Annotated in this window: 19 protein-coding genes; 5 read left to right on the plus strand and 14 right to left on the minus strand. The window is 60.9% G+C overall.

Going from position 1 to position 22,420, the window contains the following annotated elements; all coding sequences use genetic code 11:
- The first annotated feature begins 36 nt into the window (after positions 1 to 36).
- Complete coding sequence (locus tag BM416_RS09325) at positions 37 to 630, plus strand: LysE family translocator (RefSeq protein WP_092356443.1); 594 nt, start codon at positions 37 to 39, stop codon at positions 628 to 630.
- A 92-nt stretch (positions 631 to 722) separates the two neighbouring features.
- The gene (locus BM416_RS09330; protein ID WP_371856052.1) at positions 723 to 2,087 is read left to right on the plus strand and encodes a Fic family protein; all 1,365 of its coding nucleotides are present in this window, start codon (positions 723 to 725) and stop codon (positions 2,085 to 2,087) included.
- 48 nt (positions 2,088 to 2,135) lie between these two features.
- Here BM416_RS09330 and BM416_RS09335 read toward each other — a convergent pair whose 3' ends face one another.
- The 3 genes from BM416_RS09335 to plsB are packed head-to-tail and all read right to left on the minus strand — an operon-like array spanning position 2,136 to position 5,805.
- Positions 2,136 to 2,825, minus strand: a complete 690-nt coding sequence (locus BM416_RS09335) for a DUF4197 domain-containing protein (protein ID WP_092487599.1) — start codon at positions 2,823 to 2,825, stop codon at positions 2,136 to 2,138.
- Between the two features lie 22 nt (positions 2,826 to 2,847).
- Positions 2,848 to 3,249, minus strand: coding sequence for a YbaY family lipoprotein (locus BM416_RS09340; RefSeq protein ID WP_027604494.1), 402 nt, complete (start codon positions 3,247 to 3,249; stop codon positions 2,848 to 2,850).
- Between the two features lie 51 nt (positions 3,250 to 3,300).
- Positions 3,301 to 5,805: a glycerol-3-phosphate 1-O-acyltransferase PlsB gene (gene plsB / locus BM416_RS09345; RefSeq protein WP_092487602.1), complete on the minus strand. Its 2,505-nt coding sequence runs from the start codon at positions 5,803 to 5,805 to the stop codon at positions 3,301 to 3,303.
- Between the two features lie 180 nt (positions 5,806 to 5,985).
- Between plsB and BM416_RS09350 the strand changes: the two genes are divergently transcribed.
- Positions 5,986 to 6,195 (plus strand): cold shock domain-containing protein, encoded by a 210-nt coding sequence (locus BM416_RS09350; protein WP_017529713.1) that lies wholly within the window; start codon positions 5,986 to 5,988, stop codon positions 6,193 to 6,195.
- Positions 6,196 to 6,335: 140 nt separating this feature from the next.
- Here BM416_RS09350 and BM416_RS09355 read toward each other — a convergent pair whose 3' ends face one another.
- The 4 genes from BM416_RS09355 to BM416_RS09370 all read right to left on the minus strand — a co-directional run bounded on the left by BM416_RS09355 (position 6,336) and on the right by BM416_RS09370 (position 11,431).
- Positions 6,336 to 6,713, minus strand: a complete 378-nt coding sequence (locus BM416_RS09355) for a hypothetical protein (protein ID WP_065948851.1) — start codon at positions 6,711 to 6,713, stop codon at positions 6,336 to 6,338.
- Between the two features lie 54 nt (positions 6,714 to 6,767).
- Complete coding sequence (locus BM416_RS09360) at positions 6,768 to 7,577, minus strand: putative RNA methyltransferase (protein WP_092487605.1); 810 nt, start codon at positions 7,575 to 7,577, stop codon at positions 6,768 to 6,770.
- Entirely contained in the window at positions 7,577 to 8,728 is a 1,152-nt protein-coding gene (dapE, locus tag BM416_RS09365) for a succinyl-diaminopimelate desuccinylase (protein WP_027604490.1), read from the minus strand. The genes BM416_RS09360 and dapE overlap by 1 nt, the downstream gene beginning before the upstream one ends.
- A gap of 111 nt (positions 8,729 to 8,839) precedes the next feature.
- On the minus strand, positions 8,840 to 11,431 hold the full coding sequence (locus BM416_RS09370; protein WP_027604489.1) for a glycosyltransferase: 2,592 nt from the start codon (positions 11,429 to 11,431) through the stop codon (positions 8,840 to 8,842).
- A 218-nt stretch (positions 11,432 to 11,649) separates the two neighbouring features.
- Here BM416_RS09370 and tcdA point away from each other — a divergent pair, with 218 nt between their 5' ends.
- Complete coding sequence (gene tcdA / locus BM416_RS09375; RefSeq protein ID WP_175539048.1) at positions 11,650 to 12,459, plus strand: tRNA cyclic N6-threonylcarbamoyladenosine(37) synthase TcdA; 810 nt, start codon at positions 11,650 to 11,652, stop codon at positions 12,457 to 12,459.
- Between the two features lie 20 nt (positions 12,460 to 12,479).
- On the opposite strand, the gene BM416_RS09380 is transcribed toward tcdA, so the two are convergent.
- The 4 genes from BM416_RS09380 to BM416_RS09395 all read right to left on the minus strand — a co-directional run bounded on the left by BM416_RS09380 (position 12,480) and on the right by BM416_RS09395 (position 15,535).
- Positions 12,480 to 12,893, minus strand: a complete 414-nt coding sequence (locus tag BM416_RS09380; RefSeq protein WP_065938765.1) for a SufE family protein — start codon at positions 12,891 to 12,893, stop codon at positions 12,480 to 12,482.
- On the minus strand, positions 12,890 to 14,095 hold the full coding sequence (locus BM416_RS09385; protein WP_092487611.1) for an aminotransferase class V-fold PLP-dependent enzyme: 1,206 nt from the start codon (positions 14,093 to 14,095) through the stop codon (positions 12,890 to 12,892). The genes BM416_RS09380 and BM416_RS09385 overlap by 4 nt, the downstream gene beginning before the upstream one ends.
- A gap of 64 nt (positions 14,096 to 14,159) precedes the next feature.
- On the minus strand, positions 14,160 to 15,194 hold the full coding sequence (dapD, locus tag BM416_RS09390; RefSeq protein ID WP_092487613.1) for a 2,3,4,5-tetrahydropyridine-2,6-dicarboxylate N-succinyltransferase: 1,035 nt from the start codon (positions 15,192 to 15,194) through the stop codon (positions 14,160 to 14,162).
- Between the two features lie 32 nt (positions 15,195 to 15,226).
- Complete coding sequence (locus BM416_RS09395) at positions 15,227 to 15,535, minus strand: arsenate reductase (RefSeq protein ID WP_231982825.1); 309 nt, start codon at positions 15,533 to 15,535, stop codon at positions 15,227 to 15,229.
- A 281-nt stretch (positions 15,536 to 15,816) separates the two neighbouring features.
- On the opposite strand from BM416_RS09395, the gene BM416_RS09400 reads away from it, so the two are divergent.
- Positions 15,817 to 17,460 carry a Na+/H+ antiporter gene (locus BM416_RS09400; RefSeq protein ID WP_092487616.1) on the plus strand — a complete coding sequence of 548 codons (1,644 nt, stop codon included), beginning with the start codon at positions 15,817 to 15,819 and terminating at the stop codon, positions 17,458 to 17,460.
- 8 nt (positions 17,461 to 17,468) lie between these two features.
- Here BM416_RS09400 and BM416_RS09405 read toward each other — a convergent pair whose 3' ends face one another.
- The 3 genes from BM416_RS09405 to BM416_RS09415 form a co-directional block, all read right to left on the minus strand.
- A complete protein-coding gene (locus tag BM416_RS09405) occupies positions 17,469 to 18,236 on the minus strand; it encodes a M12 family metallopeptidase (protein ID WP_092487619.1) in 768 nt (255 codons plus the stop codon).
- A gap of 176 nt (positions 18,237 to 18,412) precedes the next feature.
- A complete protein-coding gene (gene dapC, locus BM416_RS09410) occupies positions 18,413 to 19,612 on the minus strand; it encodes a succinyldiaminopimelate transaminase (protein ID WP_092487622.1) in 1,200 nt (399 codons plus the stop codon).
- A gap of 59 nt (positions 19,613 to 19,671) precedes the next feature.
- A complete protein-coding gene (locus tag BM416_RS09415) occupies positions 19,672 to 22,374 on the minus strand; it encodes a [protein-PII] uridylyltransferase (RefSeq protein WP_092487625.1) in 2,703 nt (900 codons plus the stop codon).
- Between the last annotated feature and the right edge of the window lie 46 nt (positions 22,375 to 22,420).

Consider the following 22,420-nt stretch of genomic DNA (forward strand, 5'->3'; position numbering starts at 1 on the left):
AACGACTTTGGGTCGTCACTCTTGAGGAAAACCTGCATGTTCGCCTGCATTCCAGCCTTGATGTTGCTACTGCTTGCCCCCGGTCCCACCAATACCTTGCTGTTTCGTGCCGGCGTATTGTTTGGCTATCGTGCGTCCTGGTGGTTGGCATTTGTCGAGTGCCTGGCTTACGTGCTTCAGGTTTCGATATGGGGTGTTGCACTGCTCTACCTGGCGGCCTATTCGCCTTGGGCGTCGAAGTTCACGCAATTGGCGGCGGCCGGATACCTGCTGTATGTCTCGTACAAGCTCTGGCAACGCAAAAACAGCACCGTCGACCCTGGCCGCGACCGCCTCAGTGGGTTGAGCTTTTTCTGGTTGACACTGATGAACCCCAAGGGGCTGTTGATCGTGTCGTTCATTGCGCCGGCCGGCACCTTTGCCGCATGGCAAGGCTATGCCGGGTTCATGGCCACACTGGCATTGGTGGTGATACCGGTAGGGTCTGCGTGGATCGTATTCGGCAGTCGCTTCGAAGGGCTGCAAAAAGCCTGGCTGACACCCTTGAAGATCAACCGTGCGACGGCGCTGGCCATGGGGGGCTTTGCAACGTTGACGGTGGGGCGATTGGCTGAGTCGGTATTGCATTGAAGAAAGGCATGTCTCAATTTTCGTGGTTATTGAGATAGGTGGGGTTTTCTGCTGTACTCAAGTCTCAGAAATCAAAAATTGAGATTTTGATGATTAAACTGCCACCCAAGGTGCCGGAACGGGTTTTTGTTCTCATTGGCCAGGAGCCCCATCTTCAGCATCTATCTGACTATATGAAGCTGTCTCAGCCAACAGACAGTCGGGGCCGCTATTTGCACTTTGATCAGCTACGCCACCGTTTTCCTCAGCACTTGGATCAAGCGATATGCTGGGGGATCGTAAAGTACGAGCGCTCCCGTCTGTATCAGCAAATAGTGCCCGTAGGTACGCCTGAGGTCTGGTGCAACTTTGTATTAACGCCAACCGCACAACGCGTGGTCTCCACGGTCGACAGGTATGCCTCGACTGCCGCGCTTGAGTACATGAGCAGCAAGGTCGGGAAGGCTGCTCATATAAAGTATTTGCTCAACGACCTGATTGAAGATGAGGCGATCAGTAGCAGCCAGTTGGAGGGCGCGGCAACCACGACGCTCGTTGCAAAAGATATGTTGAAGCGAGAGCGACTGCCCAGAACGCCAGATGAAAAAATGATCATCGGCAATTACCGAATGATGCGTTTCGCTTGGGATAAGAGAAACGAGCCGCTAAGTGTGGAGTTGATCGCGGACATGCACGAAGTAGGTGTTCAGGGCATTGACGATGATAAATATTCTCCTGGCAGCTTTCGTTTAAACGATGAGGTGGTTGTCCAGGATGGTGATGGCAATGTTGTGCATTCGCCACCTCCCGCAGAGGGGATCATCACTCGGCTGGAGCGGTTGGCTGATTGGATCAATACTTGTCACGACGATGCTACGGCCACCCGCTACCTGCATCCACTGATCAAAGGCATTTCTCTGCACTTTGCCTTGGGTTACGAGCATCCCTTTCGGGATGGCAATGGTCGTGTTGCGCGTGCGTTGTTTTATTGGTTCATGTTTAAAAGCGATTACGCGGCATTCAGGTATATCTCCATCAGTGTCTTGCTGAAGAATGCGGCTGTTCAATACGGTATGTCTTATCTGTATACGGAGACGGATGAACTCGATCTGACTTACTTCATCGACTATCAGTGCTCCATCGTGCAACGCGCAGTTGATGGATTTAAGCAGTCTTACGAGATAAGTGTCCGAGAGGCCGAGGCGTTTGAGCGTTGGTTGTGGGAGTCAGGACTTTATAAGGAACTGAATGAGAAACAAAAGACGGTATTTCAGGTCGCCAAGAGCGGTACCGCCAAACAGTTCACAGCCGTCAATGTGAAGGAAAATCTAGGCTGTTCTTACAATACGGCATCGGCCGTGCTGAACGGTCTAGTCGACTTGAATATATTTGTCAAAAAGAAGGTTGGCCGCGAATGGTTCTTTTCAATGCGAGATCAAGCAGAAATACAAAAGAACTGGTTAAAGACTTCTCATTGAGCGGCTTCCCAATGCCCACGTCTCGCTGAAACGTGGGCATCACAGCTATTACAAGGCGCCAAACACCTTCTTCGCCAGACTGGTGGCCGCAGCCGCCGGGTTCTTGCGAATCGTCTCTTCCTGCTGCGCAATCATCTTGAACAAACCATCCAGCGCCTGTTCGGTCACGTAGCTTTCGACGTTGGCGCTCTTGGCATCCACGGCGCCAAATGCAGCGGCCTTGCCTGCCAGGGCGTTGTACTGCTGGGCTACGCCCACCTTGTCGGTAGCGGCCTTGACGATCGGCAGGAACTTGGCGCGGATGGCTTCGCGGCTGCTTTTGTCCAGATACTGGGTGGCGGAGTCCTGGCCGCCGCTGAGGATGCCCTTGGCGTCGGTCACGCTCATGTTCTTCACCGCATTGACCAGGATCGGCTGGGCCTGGGTTACGGCGGTTTCAGCGGCTTTGTTCATGCTGTCTTCCAACTGCGTGACCTGGTCACCCATGCCGAACATTTTCAGTTTGTCGGCGACTTTGCCCAGCTTGCCCGGCAGGCCGATCTTCACTTCAGGGTTGTTGCTGAAACCGCCGGGTACACCCAGTTGTTTCACGGCGATCTGTGCGCCTTGGGTCAGGGCATCCTTGAGGCCGCCGCTGGCGTCGCCCTGGGACAGGCTACTGAGGTTCAGGGCCATGGCATTGGCGCCGAACAGCAGGCCGGCACACAGGGCAGTGAGGCGAAGGGAGTTGCGGAGCATGGGAGCGTCCTTATGTTCGAGTTCAGGGTGCTACGGCGTTCACGCGCACGCGCAGCGGCTGTGGATCCTGGCCGTTGAGCTGCACCGTGTGCCGTTCGGTGGTGATAAACAGTAGCTTGCCATCCAGTTCGATGCGAGCGCTCACCGAATAACTGTGGCCCGGCTTGACCTGTGCGGGGTCGTAGGTCAGGTGAAACGGCAGCGGCACCTGGCCTTTGACCGGGCCTTTCTGCTCGGCCAGCGTCACTGCGGGCGCATCCGCGAGGGACACGTCTTGCAGGCTCACGCTCAAGGTGGCGGCGGGCGGCAGGGCAATGCGTTGCAGGTAGAACACTTCGCCGTCGAGGCTGGCCTTGGGCGCTGGATGCATGGATTGGCAGGCTCCGAGCAGGGCGGTGAGGCCCAGGAGAATGATCTTTTTCATGGTGCAGCTCCTTTTCAACGGCGCCAGCATCCAACTGGCGCCTTGTTCAATCTAGCGTGTTTCTTCCGCTTCCACCGGTGCTTCGGCTGCGCCATCCACACGGTGCAAGGCCACCTGGCGGATCGACAAGCGAATCTCCGCGGGCAACACGCGCTTGGCCGCGCCTTCGGCCAGTTCGCCGAGCAGATCGTGGTAGCTCAACTTGCCGGCCTCGTCGCGACGCAGCACATCTTGTTCCAGCAAGGTCTGGATGAAATGTCGGAAAAGGCTCTTGTCGAAGAATTCCGGGGCGTTGAGGCCATGCAGGATCGACAGGCGCTGGGCCATGATCGTGCACAGGTCTTCCAGTTCTTCGGCGCTGATGCTGTTCTGGCCGCTGTTGAGCAGCAGCGAGATCGCCATGTAGAAGCGTTGCAGGGTCTGGGCGATGGTCTTGGACAGCAGGGTCAGCAGCACGAAGTGCCGCGAGCTCGGTGCGGGGCGCAGGTACACGTTGTTTTCGAAGCGCAGCAGGCCCTGTTCGACGAACGCGTCCAGCCATTGATCGACCACCGTATCCAGCTCTTCCAGCGACCAGCGGATAAACAGCTCCGATTGCAGGTACGGGTACAGCGCGTGGGTATAGCGCAGGATCTGCTCGCGGCTCATTCGGGAGCTGCTCTGGAAGAAGCTGGCCAGCAGCGCTGGCAGGGCGAAGATGTGCAGTACGTTGTTGCGGTAGTAGGTCATCAGGACGGCGTTCTGCTCGTCCAGGTACAGAATCTTGCCCAAGGCATCGCTCTGTTCCGACAGCAGGTCCATGTCCTTGACGTGCTTGATCAGCGCCAGGCCGTCGCCTTCGGGCAAGGTGGTGTGGGGCGAATAAGGCACGCGGCGCAGCAGCGCCAGGTACAGGTCCAACTGGCGGGCCATGGCCTGTTCATCCAGGGCCAGGCGCGTGGTCGACAGCAGCGCCAGGGCCACCAGGTTCACCGGGTTCACAGCGGCGGCTTCGTTCAGGTGGCGGGCCACCTGTTCGCCGAGGCGGTTGGTGGTTTCGTTGAGCCAGGCCGGTTTGTAGTTCGGGCCCAGTTCCTGGGCGCGCCAGTCCGGTTGCTCGGCGTCGAGGAACTCCGCCAGCTTGATCGGCTCGCCGAAGTTGACCGCGACCTGGCCAAAGCGCTGCTTGAGCGCGCCGACCACTTTGAAAATATCGAAGATCGACTCTTTCTTCTTGCTCGCACCCCGCAGCTCGCCGAGGTAGGTGCGGCCTTCGAGCACGCGCTCATAGCCGATATACACCGGCACGAACACGATCGGCATGCGCGAGGAGCGCAGGAAACTGCGCAGCGTAATCGCCAGCATCCCGGTCTTCGGCTGCAGCATGCGCCCGGTGCGTGAGCGCCCGCCTTCGACGAAGTATTCCACCGGGAAGCCCTTGGTGAACAAGGTGTGCAGGTATTCGTTGAACACCGAGGTGTACAGCGGGTTGCCCTTGAAGGTGCGGCGCATGAAAAACGCACCGCCACGGCGCAACAGGCTGCCGATCACCGGCATGTTCAGGTTGATGCCGGCGGCGATATGCGGCGGGGTCAGGCCGTTCTTGAACAGCAGGTAGGACAGCAGCAGGTAGTCGATATGGCTGCGGTGGCAAGGCACATAAATCACCTCGTAGCCCTGGGCAACCTGTTGCACGCCCTCGATGTTATTGACCTTGATGCCGTCGTAGATCTTGTTCCAGAACCAGCTCAACACCACTTCCAGGAAGCGGATCGCGGTGTAGGTGTAGTCCGAGGCGATCTCGTTGCCGTAGCGCAGGGCCAGGGCCTTGGCTTTTTCCGGGCTGATTTTTTCCCGCTCGGCTTCGTCAAGGATGGCCTGGCGCACCAGTGGCATGTTGACCAGGCCTTTCACCAGATTGCGCCGGTGGGACAAATCGGGGCCGATCACCGCAGTCTTCAGGTTACGAAAGTGCACGCGCAGGATGCGTTGGGCCATGCGCACGGTGCGTTCGTGGCCTTTATTGTGCTCGATCAATTCACGCAGGTTGATGGGCGCGGAGAATTGCACGCGGGTCTTGCGCCCCAGGATCAGGATGCTCAACAACCGGCGTAGACGCCCGGTGACCGCCCAGCTGTCGGCAAACAGCAGTTTCCACGGGCTGGACTCGCTCGCAGGGGTTTGTCCCCAGAACACGCTGACCGGAATGATTTGTGCATTCTCTTCGGCGTGTTCGCTGAGGGTGTTGACCAGGCGGGTCAGGGTCGGCGGCGCGCCGCGCTTGTCCTGGCGCCCCAGCCAGTCCGGCTCGGGCGTGAGGTAGAAGAACGCCGCGGGTTCCATCAGCGGGCCTACCGATACCGGCAGTACCGGGCGCGGCAGACCGGCCTTGGTGCACTCGGCATCGACCACGGCCAATTCGGTGAGGGAAGGCGATTGCAGGACGTAAAACACCGGCCGGCTGCGGTCCAGGTTGAGGGTAAGGGACGACTGGTTGATCGTCTCCGAGCGAACCCAGAGGTACAACAGTCGGCGCAAGGTGCCAAACACCAGACGGCGGAACGGGGAGCGGGTCATAGGCGAGCTGCTTCAAGTGGGAAAAACCGAGCAGGCGCTCGGGCGGGTAGTGTGCCGTATTCGCCGAAAATCGGCAAAAAAGCAGCGATGTAAACTTGAGTTGATCGTTTTTGAGCCTGTCTTATACTCGGCAGTTCAACGCGATCGGCTCAACAATAACAATCAAGTGGGAGTGAACAGATGGCAACGCGCGAGACAGGCAATGTGAAGTGGTTCAACGACGCCAAGGGCTATGGCTTTATCCAGCGTGAAGATGGCAAGGATGTGTTTGTGCACTACCGCGCCATTCGCGGCGACGGCCACCGTTCGTTGGCCGAGGGCCAGCAGGTGGAATACGCCGTGGTAAGCGGCGAGAAGGGGTTGCAGGCGGAGGATGTGGTCGGTTTGTAATGCGGATTTGTTACACCGCAGAACCCATGTGGGAGGGGGCTTGCCCCCGATTGCGGAGTGCCAGTCACTGAATATATTGGCTGATACACCGCTATCGGGGGCAAGCCCCCTCCCACATTTGATTGGGTTAACAGTTCGGATCAGGCAGTTTTCCAGGTGATCTGCTCTTCACCGTCCGCGCTGATGCGGATCCAGGTGTCGGCGCTTTCCTCACCTTCTTCCTCGACCCAGCTACCCGGTGCGCAGCGCACTTCCACGTTCAGCGCAGCAAACGCAGCGCGGGCGCAGGCAATGTCGTCTTCCCACGGCGTCTGGTCACTTTCCAGGTACAGGCTGTTCCACTTGCCTACGGCTTTCGGCAGCCAGGTGACCGGCACATTGCCGGCCTTGCACTTGTAGGTCTGGCCACGCTGGACCCAGTCGCTGCAAGGGCCCAGGGCAGCGCCCAGCCAGGCGGCGATGGCCTTGTAGTCGACGTCGGCGTCCTTCAGGTAAATCTCGATATCGGGTTGGCGCATGGATATTCCTCGTTGCGGGATTCGAAAATCCATTCGCGGATGGTTAAAAGTCGGTTATTGAAGCACGAAATAATCGTAGCGCATCGATACCGTGACCAGCAGCGGCTCGGCCGCCTTGATCACCTCGGCACGGCGTTCGGCACTGGCGCGCCAGCCGTGGGGGGTCATGGCCAGCAGGTTGGCGCGGTCCTGGGGCTCGGCCAGGCTTAACTTGAATTCCAGGGTTTCACTGTGGGCCAGGCTCATGCCGTCCGGCACCAGGGCCAGGTGCTTGTCGTCGGTGTACTCGCGCACTTCGTCGTACAGGCGCTCGCGCAGTTCCATCAGGTGGCCGCTGGTCGGGCCGACCTTCATCAGGCCGCCGCCGGGACTGAGCAGGCGCTTGGCCTCTTGCCAATCCAACGGGCTGAACACACTGGCGAGGAACTGGCAGCTGGCGTCGGCCAACGGCACGCGGGCCATGCTGGCGATCAACCAGGTCAGCGTCGGGTCGCGTTTGCACGCGCGCTTGACCGCTTCCTTGGAAATGTCCAGGGCGTAGCCATCGGCATGGGGCAGGGCCGCGGCGATTTGCGCGGTGTAGTAACCCTCGCCGCAACCGATGTCCACCCAGCGCTGCGGTGCGCGTTCGGCGGCCAGCTCGGCCAGGCGCCTGGCCACCGGGGCGTAGTGCCCGGCGTTGAGAAAGTCACGGCGCGCCTCGACCATCGCCAGGTTGTCGCCCGGGTCGCGGCTGTTCTTGTGCTGCACCGGCAGCAGGTTCAGGTAACCCTGGCGCGCGCGGTCGAAACGGTGCCCGGCCGGGCACGCCACGCCATTGTCCACCGCGTTGAGCGGGGCGCTGCAAATCGGGCAGGCCAGCATCAGGCGAGCAACTTGATCAGGGTCTGGTAATAGATTTCGGTCAGCACGTCGAGGTCGCTGGCCAGGATCCGCTCGTTGACCTGGTGGATCGTCGCGTTCACCGGGCCCAGCTCGACCACCTGGGTGCCGAGGGTCGCAATGAAGCGCCCATCGGAGGTACCGCCACTGGTGGAGGCCTGGGTCTCACGCCCGGTGATCGCCTTGATGCTGGCCGACACCGCATCAAGCAACGCGCCCGGCTCGGTGAGGAACGGCAGGCCGGACAGCGCCCACTCCACATGCCAGTCCAGGCCATGCTTGTCGAGAATCGCCGCAACGCGCTGTTGCAGGCCTTCGACAGTGGATTCTGTGGAAAAACGGAAGTTGAACACCGCCGTCAGGTCACCCGGAATCACGTTGGTGGCGCCGGTGCCAGAGTTGAGGTTGGAGATCTGGAAGCTGGTCGGCGGGAAGAAGGCGTTGCCGTTGTCCCAGTGCTCGGCGGCCAGTTCGGCCAGGGCCGGTGCGGCCAGGTGGATCGGGTTCTTCGCCAGGTGCGGGTAGGCCACATGGCCCTGTACGCCGCGCACGGTCAGGGTGGCGCCGAGGGAGCCGCGACGGCCGTTCTTGACCACGTCACCCACCAGGGTGGTGCTCGACGGTTCGCCGACGATGCACCAGTCCAGGCGCTCCTTGCGCGCAGCCAGGCGTTCGATCACGGCCTTGGTGCCATGGTGCGCCGGGCCTTCCTCATCGCTGGTGATCAGGAACGCGACCGAGCCCTTGTGGTCCGGGTAGTCGCTGACGAAGCGCTCGGCCGCCACCAGCATGGCGGCCAGGCTGCCTTTCATGTCGGCCGCGCCACGCCCGCAGAGCATGCCGTTTTCGTCGATCAATGCGTCGAACGGGTCGTTCTGCCAGGCTTGCACCGGGCCGGTGGGGACCACGTCGGTGTGGCCGGCGAAGCACAGCACCGGACCATCGTGCTTGCCATGGGTGGCCCAGAAGTTGTCCACGTCCTCGATGCGCATCGGCTCCAGCGCAAAACCGGCGTCGCCCAGGCGCTGCATCATCAGCTTCTGGCAATCGGCGTCGATCGGCGTGACCGAGGGACGACGGATCAGGTCGATGGCAAGTTGAAGGGTCGGCGAAAGGTCGGCATGGGCCGTCATGGGAAAACTCCGGGAAGCATGTTTGGAAGAGCAGGGCGGGCAGACAAAACGGCCGTTATCTTATAGCAAAACGGCGGCCAGAGGCCGCCGTTTAGTGCATTGCGCAAGTTTTTAAGCCACAGGTGCAGGCTCAGGTGCCACGGCCGGTTTCGGCAGCGACGACAGGAACGCCATGATCAACGCCGCCACATACGGCAGCGATTGCACCAGCAACATCACCACCCAGAAACGTATGTCATTGCTCGGCAGGCCTTGCACCAGGTAGATCCCCAGCGCCGCGCCCCACAACAGCAGCATGATGAACATTTCTTCGCGGGCTTCGGAAATCGCTACCCAGAAGCCGTGGTTATCCGCGTTTTTCGGTGTACGAAAGAACGGAATGCTGGTGGTGAAGAAGCCATACAGCACCGCCTTGGCGATGGTGTGGGACAACGCCAGGCCAGCCAGGGCGGCGCAGAACGCATCCTTGAGGTTCACACCTACCGCGCGGCGGTAGAGGAAGATGATCTTGCCCACCTTGAACACGAACAACGCCAACGGCGGGATCGCGAAAATCAACAGCGGCGGGTCGACCCGCGTCGGCACGATGATCATCGCCGCCGACCACAACAGCGCGCCGACGGTGAAGAAGATGTTCATGCCATCCGCCACCCACGGCAACCAGCCCGCGAGGAAGTGGTAGCGCTGGCCACGGGTCAGCTCGGTGTCCTTGCCACGCAGCAGGCTGGCGGTGTGACGCTTGATGATCTGGATCGCGCCATAGGCCCAGCGGAAGCGCTGTTTCTTGAAGTCGATAAAGGTATCCGGCATCAGGCCCTTGCCGTAGCTGTCGTGGTAATACGCCGCCGACAGGCCTTTCTCGAATACCCGCAGGCCGAGTTCGGCGTCTTCGCAGATGCACCAGTCGGCCCAGCCCAGTTCCTCGAGCACCGAGCGACGGGTCATGGTCATGGTGCCGTGCTGGATAATCGCGTCGCGGTCGTTACGGGTGACCATGCCGATATGGAAGAAACCTTTGTATTCGGCGTAGCAGAGCTTCTTGAAGGTGCTTTCGTTCTGGTCGCGGTAGTCCTGCGGCGACTGCACCACGGCGATTTTCGGGTCGGCGAAGTGCGGCACCATGTGCTTGAGCCAGTTCGGCGACACGCAGTAGTCCGAGTCGATCACCGCGATCACTTCGGCATCCTTGGCGGTGTGCGGGATCAGGTAGTTCAGTGCACCGCCCTTGAAACCGGCCAGGGGGGCGACGTGGAAAAACTTGAAGCGCGGGCCCAGGGTTTCGCAGTAGTCGCGCACCGGTTCCCATACCGCCGGGTCCTTGGTGTTGTTGTCGATGATCAGGACTTCATAGTCCGGGTAATCGAGGGCCGCCAGGGCGTCGAGGGTCTGTTTGACCATCTCTGGCGGCTCGTTGTAGCACGGCACATGGATCGACACTTTCGGGCGGTAGTCCGATTCCCCTTCCACCGGCAGGAATTCACGCCGGCGCTTGTGGGTCCATACCGCTTCCGCCAGTTCGTGGGCTTCGGTCAGCAACACAATGAACACGCCCAGGGCGCCCAGGGCCAACAAGATGCCGACGGTCACGCTGAACCAGGTGCTGTATTGCTGGCTGTAGTCGTAGCCGATCCACACCAGTACGGAACCGCAGAGGAACGCGATAAAGGTCAGGAAGGTGCGGCCACGCTGGCGCAGGGATGAGCCGTCAATCATCAGCAGGGTCAGGGACAGCAAGGCGAGCACCACCGAGCCGATCGCCAGGACGCGCCACTGCGGGATTGCCACCACCGGCCCTTCGAAGTTGAATTTCTGCTGGCGCGCGGCGTTGTAGACGCCCCAATACGCGCCGGCCGAGCCTTCGTCGCTGACCTTCCACGGCTGGTCGAAGGCCTCGATCACGAAGTAGTTGTAGCCCTGGCGGTTCAGCTTGTTCACCAGCGTACGCAGGTAAATGGCCTGGTCTGCGGGAGACGTTTCATTCCCGCCGCGCATACGGCCGTTACTTGGCCAGCCCACTTCCGACAGCAGCAGCGGCTTTTTCGGGAACAGTTTCTTCAGGTCCCTGGCGCGGTCGAGTACGTACTGGCCGGCCTTGTCCATCGGGATGTATTCCCAGAACGGCAGGATGTGCGCGGCGATCAGGTCGACGTGCTTGGCCAGTTGCGGGTTCTTTTCCCAGATATGCCATTGCTCGGAGGTCGTCACCGGGACTTTCACGGCGGCGCGCACTCGGTCCAGCAGCACAATCAGCGCTTCAGGTGTGATCTCTTCACGGAACAGCGCCTCGTTACCGACGACAACCCGCACGACACTGCGCGAGCTGTTGGCGATCTCGATGGCGCGCTGGACTTCGCGCTCGTTACGCTCCAGGTCCGGGCTGATCCAGATCCCCAGGGTTACGCGCAGGCCGAACTCTTCGGCCAGCTTGGGAATGTCCCCCAGCGTGCCGTCGACCGAGTAGGTGCGGATGTTATCCGTCAGCTTGCTCATGATCTCCAGATCGCGACGCATCTGCTCGTCGGTGGGGTACTGGTTTTTCTGCGGGTACTGGCCTTGCTGGAACGGCGAGTAGGAAAAACCGGAGATCTGCTCGGGCCAGTTGGGAGCAGTGACCGGGCGGTTGATCAGCGCCCAGAAGCCGGTGAACAGCGCGGCAATTGCCAGCACTATCACCAGGTTGAGTCCAAATTTACGCGATGCCATGGTTATGTCGGGTTCCAAAGGGTGTGGAACGAAAAGAGGTGTCGGCCTGCACCGAACGGCGCGCATCCTACACCGGCCTTTCCCTGACCGTACAGCAAGCCGAGAAAAACCGGACATTGGGCAGCGAAAGTACATCTAAGTTCTTAACTTGTAGCTTGTAGCTTAAAACTTGTCGCTGCGTAGTCCTATAATGCGCGCCGGTTTTTGGGGTAATGGTCATGAGTACAGAAGATCCGCGGTTTGCAGGCGTCGCCCGCTTGTATGGCATTGAAGGCCTGGAGCGCTTGAAAGCGGCCCATGTGGCGATCGTCGGCGTCGGCGGCGTCGGCTCCTGGGCGGCGGAAGCCATGGCCCGTTGCGGAGTGGGCGAGATTTCGCTGTTCGACCTGGACGACGTCTGCGTCAGCAACAGCAACCGCCAGTTGCACGCCTTGGACAGCACCGTGGGCAAGCCCAAGGTCGAGGTGATGGCCGAGCGCCTGCGCGCGATCAACCCGGATTGCACGGTGCATGCGGTGGCGGATTTCGTCACCCGCGACACGATGGCGGAGTACATCACGCCCAACATCGATTGCGTGATCGACTGCATCGACGCCGTCAATGCCAAGGCCGCGCTGATCGCCTGGTGCAAGCGCCGCAAGATCCAGATCATCACGACTGGTGGCGCCGGCGGGCAGATCGACCCGACGCTGATCCAGGTCTGCGACCTGAACCGCACCTTTAATGACCCCTTGGCGTCGAAAGTGCGCTCCACCTTGCGCCGTGACTACGGCTTTTCCCGCACCGTGACCCGTCATTACAGCGTGCCGTGCGTGTTTTCCACCGAGCAACTGCGCTACCCCAAGCCGGATGGCAGCATCTGCTTGCAGAAGAGTTTTGTCGGCGATGGGGTGAAGCTGGACTGCGCCGGCGGGTTTGGCGCGGTGATGATGGTGACGGCGACCTTCGGCATGGTCGCGGCGACCAAGGCGGTGGACAAGATTGTGGCCGGGGCGCGCAGGCCTTCGGAGCGGGTCAAGCCCGCCTGAGTCTCAGAACGTTACACGGTTCAAATGTGGGTATGACTGAGTTCGCGCATGCGCTGCAGGACTGCATTCAGCCCATTGCTGCGCGACGGCGACAGTTGACGGGAAAGCCCCAGCTGATTGAACCAATCCGGCAAGTCGACCGCCTGCAACTCGTCCGCCGACAACCCATTGACCCGTGCCAGCAGCAATGCCACCAAGCCACGAATCATCCGCGCATCGCTGCTCGCGGCGAACTGCCAGTGGCCATCGTGCAAGCGTCCCACCAACCACACCAGGCTCTCACAGCCCTGCACCAGGTTGGCATCGACCTTCTCCTCATCCGCCAATACGGGCAGGCGTTCACCCCACTGCATCAGCATTCGCGCGCGTTGTTCCCAACTGCCGACTGATTGAAAGGCCTCCAGCGCAGCTACCGCATCCACCGGCAGGCTCATCGCAGCATATCCAGCGCCCGGTCCAGTGCTTCAAAGAAGCGTTCCAGGTCATCGGAGTCGTTATACAGCGCCAGGGAGACACGGATCGCCCCCGACAAATGCATCGCCTTGAGCAGTGGCATCGCGCAATGATGGCCGGCACGTACGGCAATGCCTTGTTCGGTCAGCAGGTGCGCGAGGTCGGCATTGTGCACGCCCTCGACCACAAAACTGACCAGCGCCGCCTGCGGCGACCCCAGCACACGGACACCATTGCGCGCGTTCAGCCCGCGCAACAGGTAGTCATGCAGGGCTGCTTCATGGGCGAGCACCGCGTGCTGATCCAGCGAACCCAGGTAGTCAAGGGACGCGCCCAGGCCGATCACACCGGCGATCGGCGGGGTGCCGGCCTCGAAGCCCAGCGGTGCCGGGCGAAAGCTCGCGCTTTGGTACTCAGCCTGTTGCACCATCTCGCCACCGAATTGCCAATGGCGCAGGTGATGCAGGGCTGCGTGGCTGCCGTACAGCACGCCGACGCCGTCCGGACCGTACAGCTTGTGGCTGGAAAATACATAGAAGTCGCAGCCCAGGGCCTGCACGTCGTGGCGGCCGTGGACGATGCCTTGGGCGCCATCGACCACGGTCAGGGCGCCGTGGGCCTGGGCCAACGCCAGCAAGGCCGGCAGCGGCTGCCAGGTGCCAAGCACGTTGGACAGTTGGCTCACCGCCAGCAGGCGTGTACGCGGGCCGATCGACTCGGCGGCGGCTTGCAGGTCGATCACGCCGTCATCACCGAGAGGCAGTACCACCAGGGTGAGCGCGCGACGCTTGGCCAGTTGCTGCCACGGCAACAGGTTGGCGTGGTGTTCCAGGGCGCTGATGACAATCTCATCGCCCGCATTGAATAAGTGCTCAAGGCCATAAGCCAGGAGGTTCAGCGCTGACGTCGCGCCATGGGTAAACACGATTTGCCCGCTGTCACCTGCATTCAACCACTGCGCAACCTTGCTGCGACTGTCCTCGAAGGCCTGGGTCGCATGGGCGCCCGGCAAATGCTGGGCACGGTGCACATTGGCGGCGCCATTGGCGTAGTAATGGCTGATGGCATCCAGCAGGGCCTGGGGTTTTTGCGTCGTCGCGGCGTTGTCCAGGTAGGTCTGGTCTTGCCGTTGCAGGGTGGCGATGGCCGGAAAGTCGGCGCGCCAGGGGGAGGGCACAAGCATGGTGTTCAAGACTCGTATAAGCGGGCCCCAGGTTCGGGGCCCGCTAGTGGCATCGAGTGGCTGCTTAGTTGTGAGCGTGCAGCGCTTCGTTCAGTTCGATGGCCGATTTGTGGGTTTTGCACTCCACGGCACCGGTCTCGGAGTTACGGCGGAACAGCAGGTCGGGTTGGCCGGCCAGCTCACGGGCCTTGACCACCTTGACCAGTTGGTTCGACTCGTCAAGCAGCGCAACCTTGGTGCCGGCGGTGACATACAGGCCCGACTCCACGGTGTTGCGGTCGCCCAATGGGATACCGATACCGGCGTTGGCGCCGATCAGGCAGCCTTCGCCGACCTTGATCACGATGTTGCCGCCGCCCGACAGGGTGCCCATGGTCGAGCAACCGCCGCCCAGGTCCGAACCCTTGCCGACGAACACGCCAGCCGATACACGGCCTTCGATCATGCCCGGGCCTTCGGTGCCGGCGTTGAAGTTGACGAAACCTTCATGCATCACGGTGGTGCCTTCGCCCACATAGGCGCCGAGGCGGATACGCGCGGCATCCGCGATACGCACGCCGCTCGGTACCACGTAGTCGGTCATTTTCGGGAACTTGTCCACCGAGAACACTTCCAGCAGCTCGCCACGCAGGCGGGCTTCCAGTTGGCGTTCGGCCAATTCGTTGATGTCGATCGCGCCCTGGCTGGTCCAGGCCACGTTCGGCAGTTGCGGGAACACACCGGCGAGGCTCAGGCCGTGTGGCTTGACCAGGCGATGGGACAGCAGGTGCAGCTTGAGGTAGGCCTCCGGGGTGGACGTCAGTGCGGTGTCTTCGGCCAGCAAGGTGGCGACCAATGGGGTGTGGCTTTCGGCCAGGCGGCTCAGCAGGGCAGCCTGGGTGGCGTCGACGCCTTTGAGCGCGTCAGCCAGTTGCAGGGCCTGGGCGACGGTGAAGGTGATCGCCTGGTTGCCTTCGCTGTAGCCGAGGATCGGCGCGATGGCGGCAACGATTTCTGCCGATGGGTTGAGCAGGGGTTGTGCGTAAAACACTTCCAGCCAAGCACCTTGGCGGTTCTGAGTGCCGACGCCGAAGCCCAGGCTGAACAGGGAATTGGACATGCTGTTACCTCTACAAAAATGGAAGGGCTGGCCTACTTGAGGGCCGCCGAATAACTATCTGGCTTGAAGCCAATCAGGGTTCTGTCACCGAGATCAAGCACCGGGCGCTTGATCATCGAAGGTTGTGCGAGCATCAATTCAATGGCTTTCGACTGATCGAGATCGGCTTTGCGTTCGTCTTCGAGTTTGCGAAAGGTGGTGCCCGCACGGTTCAAAACCACCTGCCAACCGTGCTCGTTGCACCATTGGGTCAAGTGTTCGCGGTCGATACCGGCCGTTTTGTAGTCGTGGAACTCATAGCTCACCGCGTGCTCGTCGAGCCAGGTGCGCGCTTTTTTCATGGTGTCGCAGGCTTTGATGCCGAAAAGGTGCAACGTTTTGCTTGAAGCGGTCAAGGAATTGCCCCCCCTGCTTTACTGATGCAAGTGCCAATGAAAATGAAAGGTCACGGATTATGCCACGCCCAGAGATTTTGGGTGCCGCTCGTCAGCAGCGTGCGACTTTTGTGCAAAAGCCAGCGCGCAGCATAGGCCGGTAAGATAGCCGGGTAATATGGCACTTCAACGGCCAGTTGTTGCCTGATGTGTGTCGTTGCAAGCCGATCGTCCGGGAAACCCGCGTTATGCAAACCGCCTACACCGTTCTTATCCTGCTGATGCTGGTCAGCGTTTCGCGTCTGGTCGGACGTGTCATCCCCCTGCCGTTACCCCTGGTGCAGATTGCCGCCGGCGCCTTGCTGGCCTGGCCCACACTGGGGCTGCATGTGGCGCTGGACCCGGAGCTATTCCTGTTTCTGTTCCTGCCACCGCTGCTGTTCTCCGATGGCTGGCGCATGCCCAAGCGCGAATTGTGGCGCCTGCGTGGGCCGATCCTGACACTCGCCGTCGGGTTGGTGCTGTTCACCGTGGTCGGTGCCGGCTACTTCATTCATTGGCTATTGCCGACGATCCCGCTGCCGGTGGCCTTCGCCCTCGCGGCCGTGTTGTCGCCCACCGATGCCGTGGCCGTGTCGGCAATTGCCCAGAACCGCTTGCCGACGCCGCTGATGCATATGCTTCAGGGCGAAGCGTTGATGAATGACGCCTCGGGCCTGGTGACCTTCAAGTTCGCCTTGGCGGCCGCGTTGACCGGTGTGTTCTCGTTGGCCGATGCCAGCCTGACCTTTGTCCTGGTGGCCTTGGGCGGCCTGGCGGTGGGGGTGGCGCTGAGTTGGCTGGTCGGCCGCCTGCGCGCCTGGATGATTGCCCGGGGCTGGGATGACCCGGCAACGCATGTGGTGTTCATGTTGCTGTTGCCGTTTGCGGCCTACGTGTTGGCCGAACGGCTCGGCGCCTCGGGCATCTTGTCGGCGGTCGCGGCGGGCATGATGCAGAGCTGGCTCGACCTGCTGCCTCGCCAGACCAGCACGCGCCTGCTCAATCGCAGTGTCTGGTCATTGCTGGAATTTGCCTTCAATGGCCTGATCTTCCTGCTGCTGGGCCTGCAATTGCCGGACATCATCAAGGCCGTGGCCAGTCATGAGCCGACGCTGTGGCCCACCTTGTTGTATCGCTGCCTGGATGTGACTGCGATTTTCCTGGTGCTGGTGGTGCTGCGTTTTATCTGGGTGCAGAGCATCTGGCGCCTGTCGGGTTTGTTCCGGCGGCTGCGTGGGAAAAGTGAGTTGACCCTGGTGCCCACTGCGCGTTCCTGCTGGCTGTTGACCGTGGGCGGTGTGCGCGGTGCGGTGACCCTGGCCGGTGTAATGTCGGTGCCATTGCTGCTGGTGCCAGGCCAGGATTTCCCCGAGCGCGACCTGCTGATCTTTATCGCGGCCGGTGTGATCCTGCTGTCACTGATCGCCGCCTGCATCGCCCTGCCGCTGCTCTTGCGGGGCGTTGAAAAGAGTCCGGATGAAAAGCGCCATAACGAAGTGCGCGAGGCCTGGAAAAAAACCGCAGTGGCGGCTATCCATGCCCTGGAGGCGGAAGAGCCCGTGGAAACCGCAACCCAGGACGCCGCCCAGGCCGCGCTGGCCACTGAGCTCAAGGCGCGCCTGATGTCGGAATATCGCCATCAACTGGAGGTGTTCAACGATTCAGCCGAGGCCCAGGCGCTGGCCCAGCAAATGGATCAACTGGAGCGAAAGTTGCGTCTCAAGGCGTTGCGCGCACAGCGGTTGGAGTTGTACAGCTTGAGCCGTCATCACCAGATTGGTGATGACGTGTTGCGAGAGGTGCTGGCAGAGTTGGATATGAGTGAGGCGAACTTGGGGGCCGTGAAGTAGAAGTGGTATTACGCAGTGGGAGGGCGATCAGGTTTGATTAATATCTTCATCAACGTATAAATGAGTTGCCCCGCAGGCGTACTGTCCTGTGGATAAAGCGATTGAATAAAATGCTTATCGCCCTCTGATAATTGCAACGGTTTAGGGGTTTCGCTTGGGCTTTTCAATCGCGGCCTGGAGAAACTGTAGTGCATGATTGATTTTTCATCGTAAGGCGAAGTTTTCACCGCGCTGCGATGTGATTTCTTGAGGATGTCGTGGTAAGCCTCACCTCGTGTTTTATTTCGGGATTCGTAATCTTTGTAAACTTCATCGTCATCAAATACCAATGTCCGATCCGGGTGCTGGTGTTCATGCCTTAAACCCAGCGCATGACCAAACTCATGTACCACCTGCGCTTCAATACGTTCCGGCGAACTGCCGAAGCCAATACTCATCGTCGGTTCAGAGGGGGAGGCGTTTTTTGCGTCCGTTCCAACATACGACCAGCCTGCAGTGCTCGTGTTGTTTGCGGTAATTCTGATATCGCCCTGCGCTGTATCGACGAACTTGAAGTGCAGGTTTGTGTGAGGCGTCCATTTTCTGATATTGGCTTTTACCAGCGTCTTCTGCGCGTCCGTCATATCCAGCAACGCTATCTTCAGGACTGAATGCTGTGGCCAGAGTTTGTCGGGGGTGGCGATGCCACGTTTATGCCGGGTGGGATTTGATTCGGGCGTCGTAAAGGCGGCTGTATTGTATGGGGAAGTAGCGGGAGGCAAGTTGCAGACGGTCATGTCTTCTCTCCATCAAAAGTAAAAAGCCAGGCAGCCATGAACGGCACGGACTGCCATTGGCATCATTGTTGGCTGCTACTTTTGGTGGGTGAGAGACGCAGGCGTGTTCCCGTTCAAAGGGTTGCTTGATCTTTCTTTGAGTTGGCCGCTCCGGAACGCGCGAGCGGCCCTTGGGATCAGCGACGACGCTGAATGAAGTCCCGAATACGCTCAGCCGCTTCCACACATTCGGCCAGCGGCGCAACCAACGCCAGGCGCACGCGTCCGGCGCCGGGGTTCACGCCATCCACTTCCCGGGACAGGTACGAACCCGGCACCACGGTCACGTGTTCCTCCACGAACAAATCGCGGCAGAACGCGGCATCATCGCCTTGCACATTCGGCCACAGGTAGAAGCCGCCGTCCGGGGCTTGTACGTCCAGCACCGGCTTGAGGATTGCCAGCACGGCATCAAACTTCTCGCGGTACAGGTCCCGGTTGGCCTGCACATGGGCCTCGTCCTGCCAGGCCGCGATGCTTGCCAGCTGGGTTTGCACCGGCATCGCACAGCCATGGTAAGTGCGGTACAGCAGGAAACCCTTGAGGATCTCGGCGTCGCCCGCGACAAAACCGGAGCGCAGGCCTGGCAGGTTGGAGCGCTTGGACAGGCTGTGGAACACCACGCAACGCTTGAAGTCCTGGCGACCCAGCTCGACGCACGCGCTGAGCAGGCCCGGTGGCGGGGTTTGTTCGTCGAAGTACAGTTCGCTGTAGCACTCGTCGGCGGCGATAACGAAGTCATATTCGTCGGCCAGGGCGATGAGTTTTTTCAGGGTGTCGACCGGGATCAGTGCACCGGTCGGGTTGCCGGGGGAGCAGAGGAACAGGATCTGGCAGCGTTTCCAGATGTCCGGCGATACCGCGTCGAAATCCGGGTTGAAGCCGTTTTCATCCAGGCATGGCAGGTAGTGCGGCTTGGCCCCGGCCAGGAACGCGGCGCCTTCGTAGATCTGGTAGAAGGGGTTCGGGCTGACCACCAGCGCGTCGTCGCCCCGGTTGACCACGGTCTGGGTGAAGGCGAACAGCGCTTCACGGGTGCCGTTGACCGGCAGGATAGTACGCGAAGGATCCAGCCAGCCCTTGGGTACGTCGAAGCGGCGTTCGCACCAGGCACCGATGGCCTCGCGCAGGGCCGGGATGCCCAGGGTGGTCGGGTACACCGCCATCTGGTCGAGGTTGTTGGCCAGGGCATCGGCAACGAATTGCGGCGATGTGTGCTTGGGTTCGCCGATGGACAACGCGATCGGGCGCTTGTCCGGGTTCGGCGTGACGCTACCCAGCAGGGCACGCAGCTTTTCGAACGGGTAGGGCTGGAGCTGGTTCAGGGCGTTGTTCATCGGTGGATCTCGTGCAAGGCGTTAAAAACTGGGAGGGGAGCGGTGGGCCGCTCCTGGTATCAAATCGTCAGGCGCGTCAGCTCGACACCGGGTTCCTGGGGCACGCTCAACTGCTGCACGATCGCCGCCTGCAAGCGCAGGCACAGCTCCGGGTCGGACAGCGGCTGGTTATCGGCATCGGTAATAAAGAACACGTCCTCCACGCGCTCGCCGAGGGTCGCAATCTTGGCGTTCTGCAGTGACAAATCGAATTCCAGGAAAATGCCGCCGATCCGTGCCAGCAGGCCTGGCCGGTCCGGCGCGCTGAGTTCCAGCACGGTCACCGGGCGCTGCGCATCGTTGGAAATGGTCACCTGGGGCGCAAAGGCAAAGTGCTTGAGCTGACGCGGTACCCGGCGCTGGATGATCGTCGGGTAGTCGTCGGGGTTACGCAGGGCTTCGGTCAGGCCTTCGCGGATCTTTTTCACCCGCGCCGGGTTATCGCCGATGGACTCGCCTTCGGTGTCGAGCACGATATAGGTGTCGAGGGTGAACTGGCTGCTGGAGGTGATGACCCGTGCGTCGTGGATGTTCAGGTTGAGCTGGTCCATGGCCGCCACGGTCACGGCGAAGAAGTCGTGCTGGTCGGGCGCATAGATGAAGATCTGCGTGCCGCCTTCGAATTCGCGCTGGGTGGTTTCCTTGATCAACACCAGGGGGCCGCCATCGGCCGGCTGCTGCAGGATCGCGTCACTGTGCCAGGCGACATCGCCGGCGGTGTGGCGCAGGAAGTAATCGTCCCCCAATTGCGACCACAACTGCTCGACGTCGTCCGGGTCGTTGCCGCCGCGCACCAGGATGTCCAGGGCGGCGCTTTGGGTGCGGCGGATCTGCTCTTCGCGGTCCACCGGGTTTTCCAGGCCACGGCGCAGCGCGCGCTTGGTCTCGGTGTAGAGCTGGCGCAACAGGCTGGCGCGCCAGGAGTTCCACAGCGTCGGGTTGGTGGCGTTGATGTCGGAGACGGTCAGCACGTACAGGTAATCGAGGCGGGTCTCATCGCCGACGGTCCCGGCGAAATCGTGGATCACCTGCGGGTCGGACAAGTCCTTGCGCTGGGCGGTGGTCGACATCACCAGGTGGTTCTGCACCAGCCACACGATCAGGCGGCTGTCCCACAGCGGCAACTGATGGCGTTGGCAGAACGCCTCGGCATCCACCGCGCCGATTTCCGAATGGTCGCCATGCCGACCCTTGCCGATGTCGTGGTACAGGCCGGCCAGGTAGATCAACTCCGGCTTGGGCAGCTTGGCCATGAGCTTGCTGGCCAGCGGAAATTTCTCTGACACCTGGGTGTACTGCAACTTGCGCAGGTGCTTGATCAGGTTGAGGGTGTGGGCGTCCACGGTGTAGATGTGGAACAGGTCGTGCTGCATCTGCCCGACGATAAACCCGAACTCCGGCAGGTAACGCCCGAGGATGCCATAGCGGTTCATGCGCCGCAGGTTGCGGTGGATGCCGATCTTGCACTTGAACAGCTCGATAAACAGGCTGGTGTTGCGAATGTCGTTGCGAAAGTCGTCGTCGATCAGGTGACGGTTTTCCCGCAGCAGGCGGATGGTGTCGGCGCGTACGCCCTTGATTTCCGGCTGCTGGGCCATCAGCACGAAGATTTCCAGCATGGCGAACGGAGTGCGGCGGAACACGTTGTCGTTGCGCGCCTCGATATAGCCGTCGTGCAGTTGGAAGCGCGAATTGATCGGCTGCGGCGGTGCTTCGTCTTCCGGAGCGAGGATCACTTCTTCGAAATGCTGGATGATCAGGTCGCTGAGCTGGGCAATGCTCATGACCACCCGGTAGTACTGCTGCATGAAGCTTTCGATGCTGGTCTTCGCGTCTTCACCTTCAAACCCCAGCAGGGTGGCGATGGAGCGCTGGTGGTCGAACAGCAGGCGATCTTCGGAGCGCCCGGCGAGCATGTGCAGGGCGTAGCGCACTTTCCACAGGAATTCCTGGGACGACGCCAGCAGGGCGTTTTCGCTCTCCACCAGGAAACCTTCGCCGGCCAGGGCGCGCAGGTTCAGGGTGCCGTATTGGCGACGTGCGACCCACAGGATCGTCTGGATGTCGCGCAACCCGCCCGGCGAGCCTTTGACGTTGGGTTCGAGGTTGTATTCGGTGTCGTTGTACTTATGGTGCCGGGCCTTCTGCTCGGCACGCTTGGCCAGGAAGAAATCCTTGCTCGGCCACATGTGCGCGGTGCTGGTGACTTCGAGCATGCGCTGGCGCAGGCGCTCGGGGCCGGCGATGGTGCGGCTTTCCATCAGGTTGGTGATGACGGTCAGGTCGGCGCGGGCCTCTTCGGCGCACTCATCCACCGAGCGCACGCTCTGGCCGACTTCCAGGCCGATGTCCCACAGCAGTGTCAGAAAGCGCTCGATGGAATCGCGAAATATCTCATGGTCGGCGCTGTCCAGCAGGATCAGCAGGTCGATGTCGGAGTACGGGTGCAGCTCGCCACGACCGTAGCCGCCGACCGCTACCAGGGCAATATCGGCGTCTTCGCTCCAGCTGAACTGTTCCCAGGCTTTTTGCAGGATGTTATCGACGAACCAGGCGCGGTCCTCGATCAGCCGGCGGATGTCCCGGCCGCTGCGAAAGCGCTCGTCGAGCACCTCGCGGGCCTGGCGGATCGCCTTTTTGAACGCGGCGATGGGGCTCGCTTTCAGTGCCAGCTCGGCCTGGAACTGGCCACGGTCGAAGAGTTCGGGATCCACCTGGGGCATTGATCGGCTTTCCTTTCTATCTATCAGTCAGTCACAACACAGTTTG

The organism is Pseudomonas sp. NFACC42-2 (assembly GCF_900116055.1).
Classification (GTDB): domain Bacteria; phylum Pseudomonadota; class Gammaproteobacteria; order Pseudomonadales; family Pseudomonadaceae; genus Aquipseudomonas; species Aquipseudomonas marginalis.

What these genes read in the sequence shown, in the direction of transcription:
- dapC (WP_092487622.1), bottom strand. Translation starts at nt 19,612, where the DNA reads ATGAACAACGCCCTGAACCAGCTCCAGCCCTACCCGTTCGAAAAGCTG.
- BM416_RS09370 (WP_027604489.1), bottom strand. Translation starts at nt 11,431, where the DNA reads ATGGCATCGCGTAAATTTGGACTCAACCTGGTGATAGTGCTGGCAATT.
- BM416_RS09325 (WP_092356443.1), top strand. Translation starts at nt 37, where the DNA reads ATGTTCGCCTGCATTCCAGCCTTGATGTTGCTACTGCTTGCCCCCGGT.
- BM416_RS09360 (WP_092487605.1), bottom strand. Translation starts at nt 7,577, where the DNA reads ATGCTGGCCTGCCCGATTTGCAGCGCCCCGCTCAACGCGGTGGACAAT.
- BM416_RS09340 (WP_027604494.1), bottom strand. Translation starts at nt 3,249, where the DNA reads ATGAAAAAGATCATTCTCCTGGGCCTCACCGCCCTGCTCGGAGCCTGC.
- tcdA (WP_175539048.1), top strand. Translation starts at nt 11,650, where the DNA reads ATGAGTACAGAAGATCCGCGGTTTGCAGGCGTCGCCCGCTTGTATGGC.
- BM416_RS09395 (WP_231982825.1), bottom strand. Translation starts at nt 15,535, where the DNA reads ATGAAAAAAGCGCGCACCTGGCTCGACGAGCACGCGGTGAGCTATGAG.
- BM416_RS09415 (WP_092487625.1), bottom strand. Translation starts at nt 22,374, where the DNA reads ATGCCCCAGGTGGATCCCGAACTCTTCGACCGTGGCCAGTTCCAGGCC.
- dapE (WP_027604490.1), bottom strand. Translation starts at nt 8,728, where the DNA reads ATGACGGCCCATGCCGACCTTTCGCCGACCCTTCAACTTGCCATCGAC.
- BM416_RS09355 (WP_065948851.1), bottom strand. Translation starts at nt 6,713, where the DNA reads ATGCGCCAACCCGATATCGAGATTTACCTGAAGGACGCCGACGTCGAC.
- BM416_RS09400 (WP_092487616.1), top strand. Translation starts at nt 15,817, where the DNA reads ATGCAAACCGCCTACACCGTTCTTATCCTGCTGATGCTGGTCAGCGTT.
- BM416_RS09405 (WP_092487619.1), bottom strand. Translation starts at nt 18,236, where the DNA reads ATGACCGTCTGCAACTTGCCTCCCGCTACTTCCCCATACAATACAGCC.
- BM416_RS09335 (WP_092487599.1), bottom strand. Translation starts at nt 2,825, where the DNA reads ATGCTCCGCAACTCCCTTCGCCTCACTGCCCTGTGTGCCGGCCTGCTG.
- BM416_RS09380 (WP_065938765.1), bottom strand. Translation starts at nt 12,893, where the DNA reads ATGAGCCTGCCGGTGGATGCGGTAGCTGCGCTGGAGGCCTTTCAATCA.
- BM416_RS09385 (WP_092487611.1), bottom strand. Translation starts at nt 14,095, where the DNA reads ATGCTTGTGCCCTCCCCCTGGCGCGCCGACTTTCCGGCCATCGCCACC.
- BM416_RS09350 (WP_017529713.1), top strand. Translation starts at nt 5,986, where the DNA reads ATGGCAACGCGCGAGACAGGCAATGTGAAGTGGTTCAACGACGCCAAG.
- plsB (WP_092487602.1), bottom strand. Translation starts at nt 5,805, where the DNA reads ATGACCCGCTCCCCGTTCCGCCGTCTGGTGTTTGGCACCTTGCGCCGA.
- dapD (WP_092487613.1), bottom strand. Translation starts at nt 15,194, where the DNA reads ATGTCCAATTCCCTGTTCAGCCTGGGCTTCGGCGTCGGCACTCAGAAC.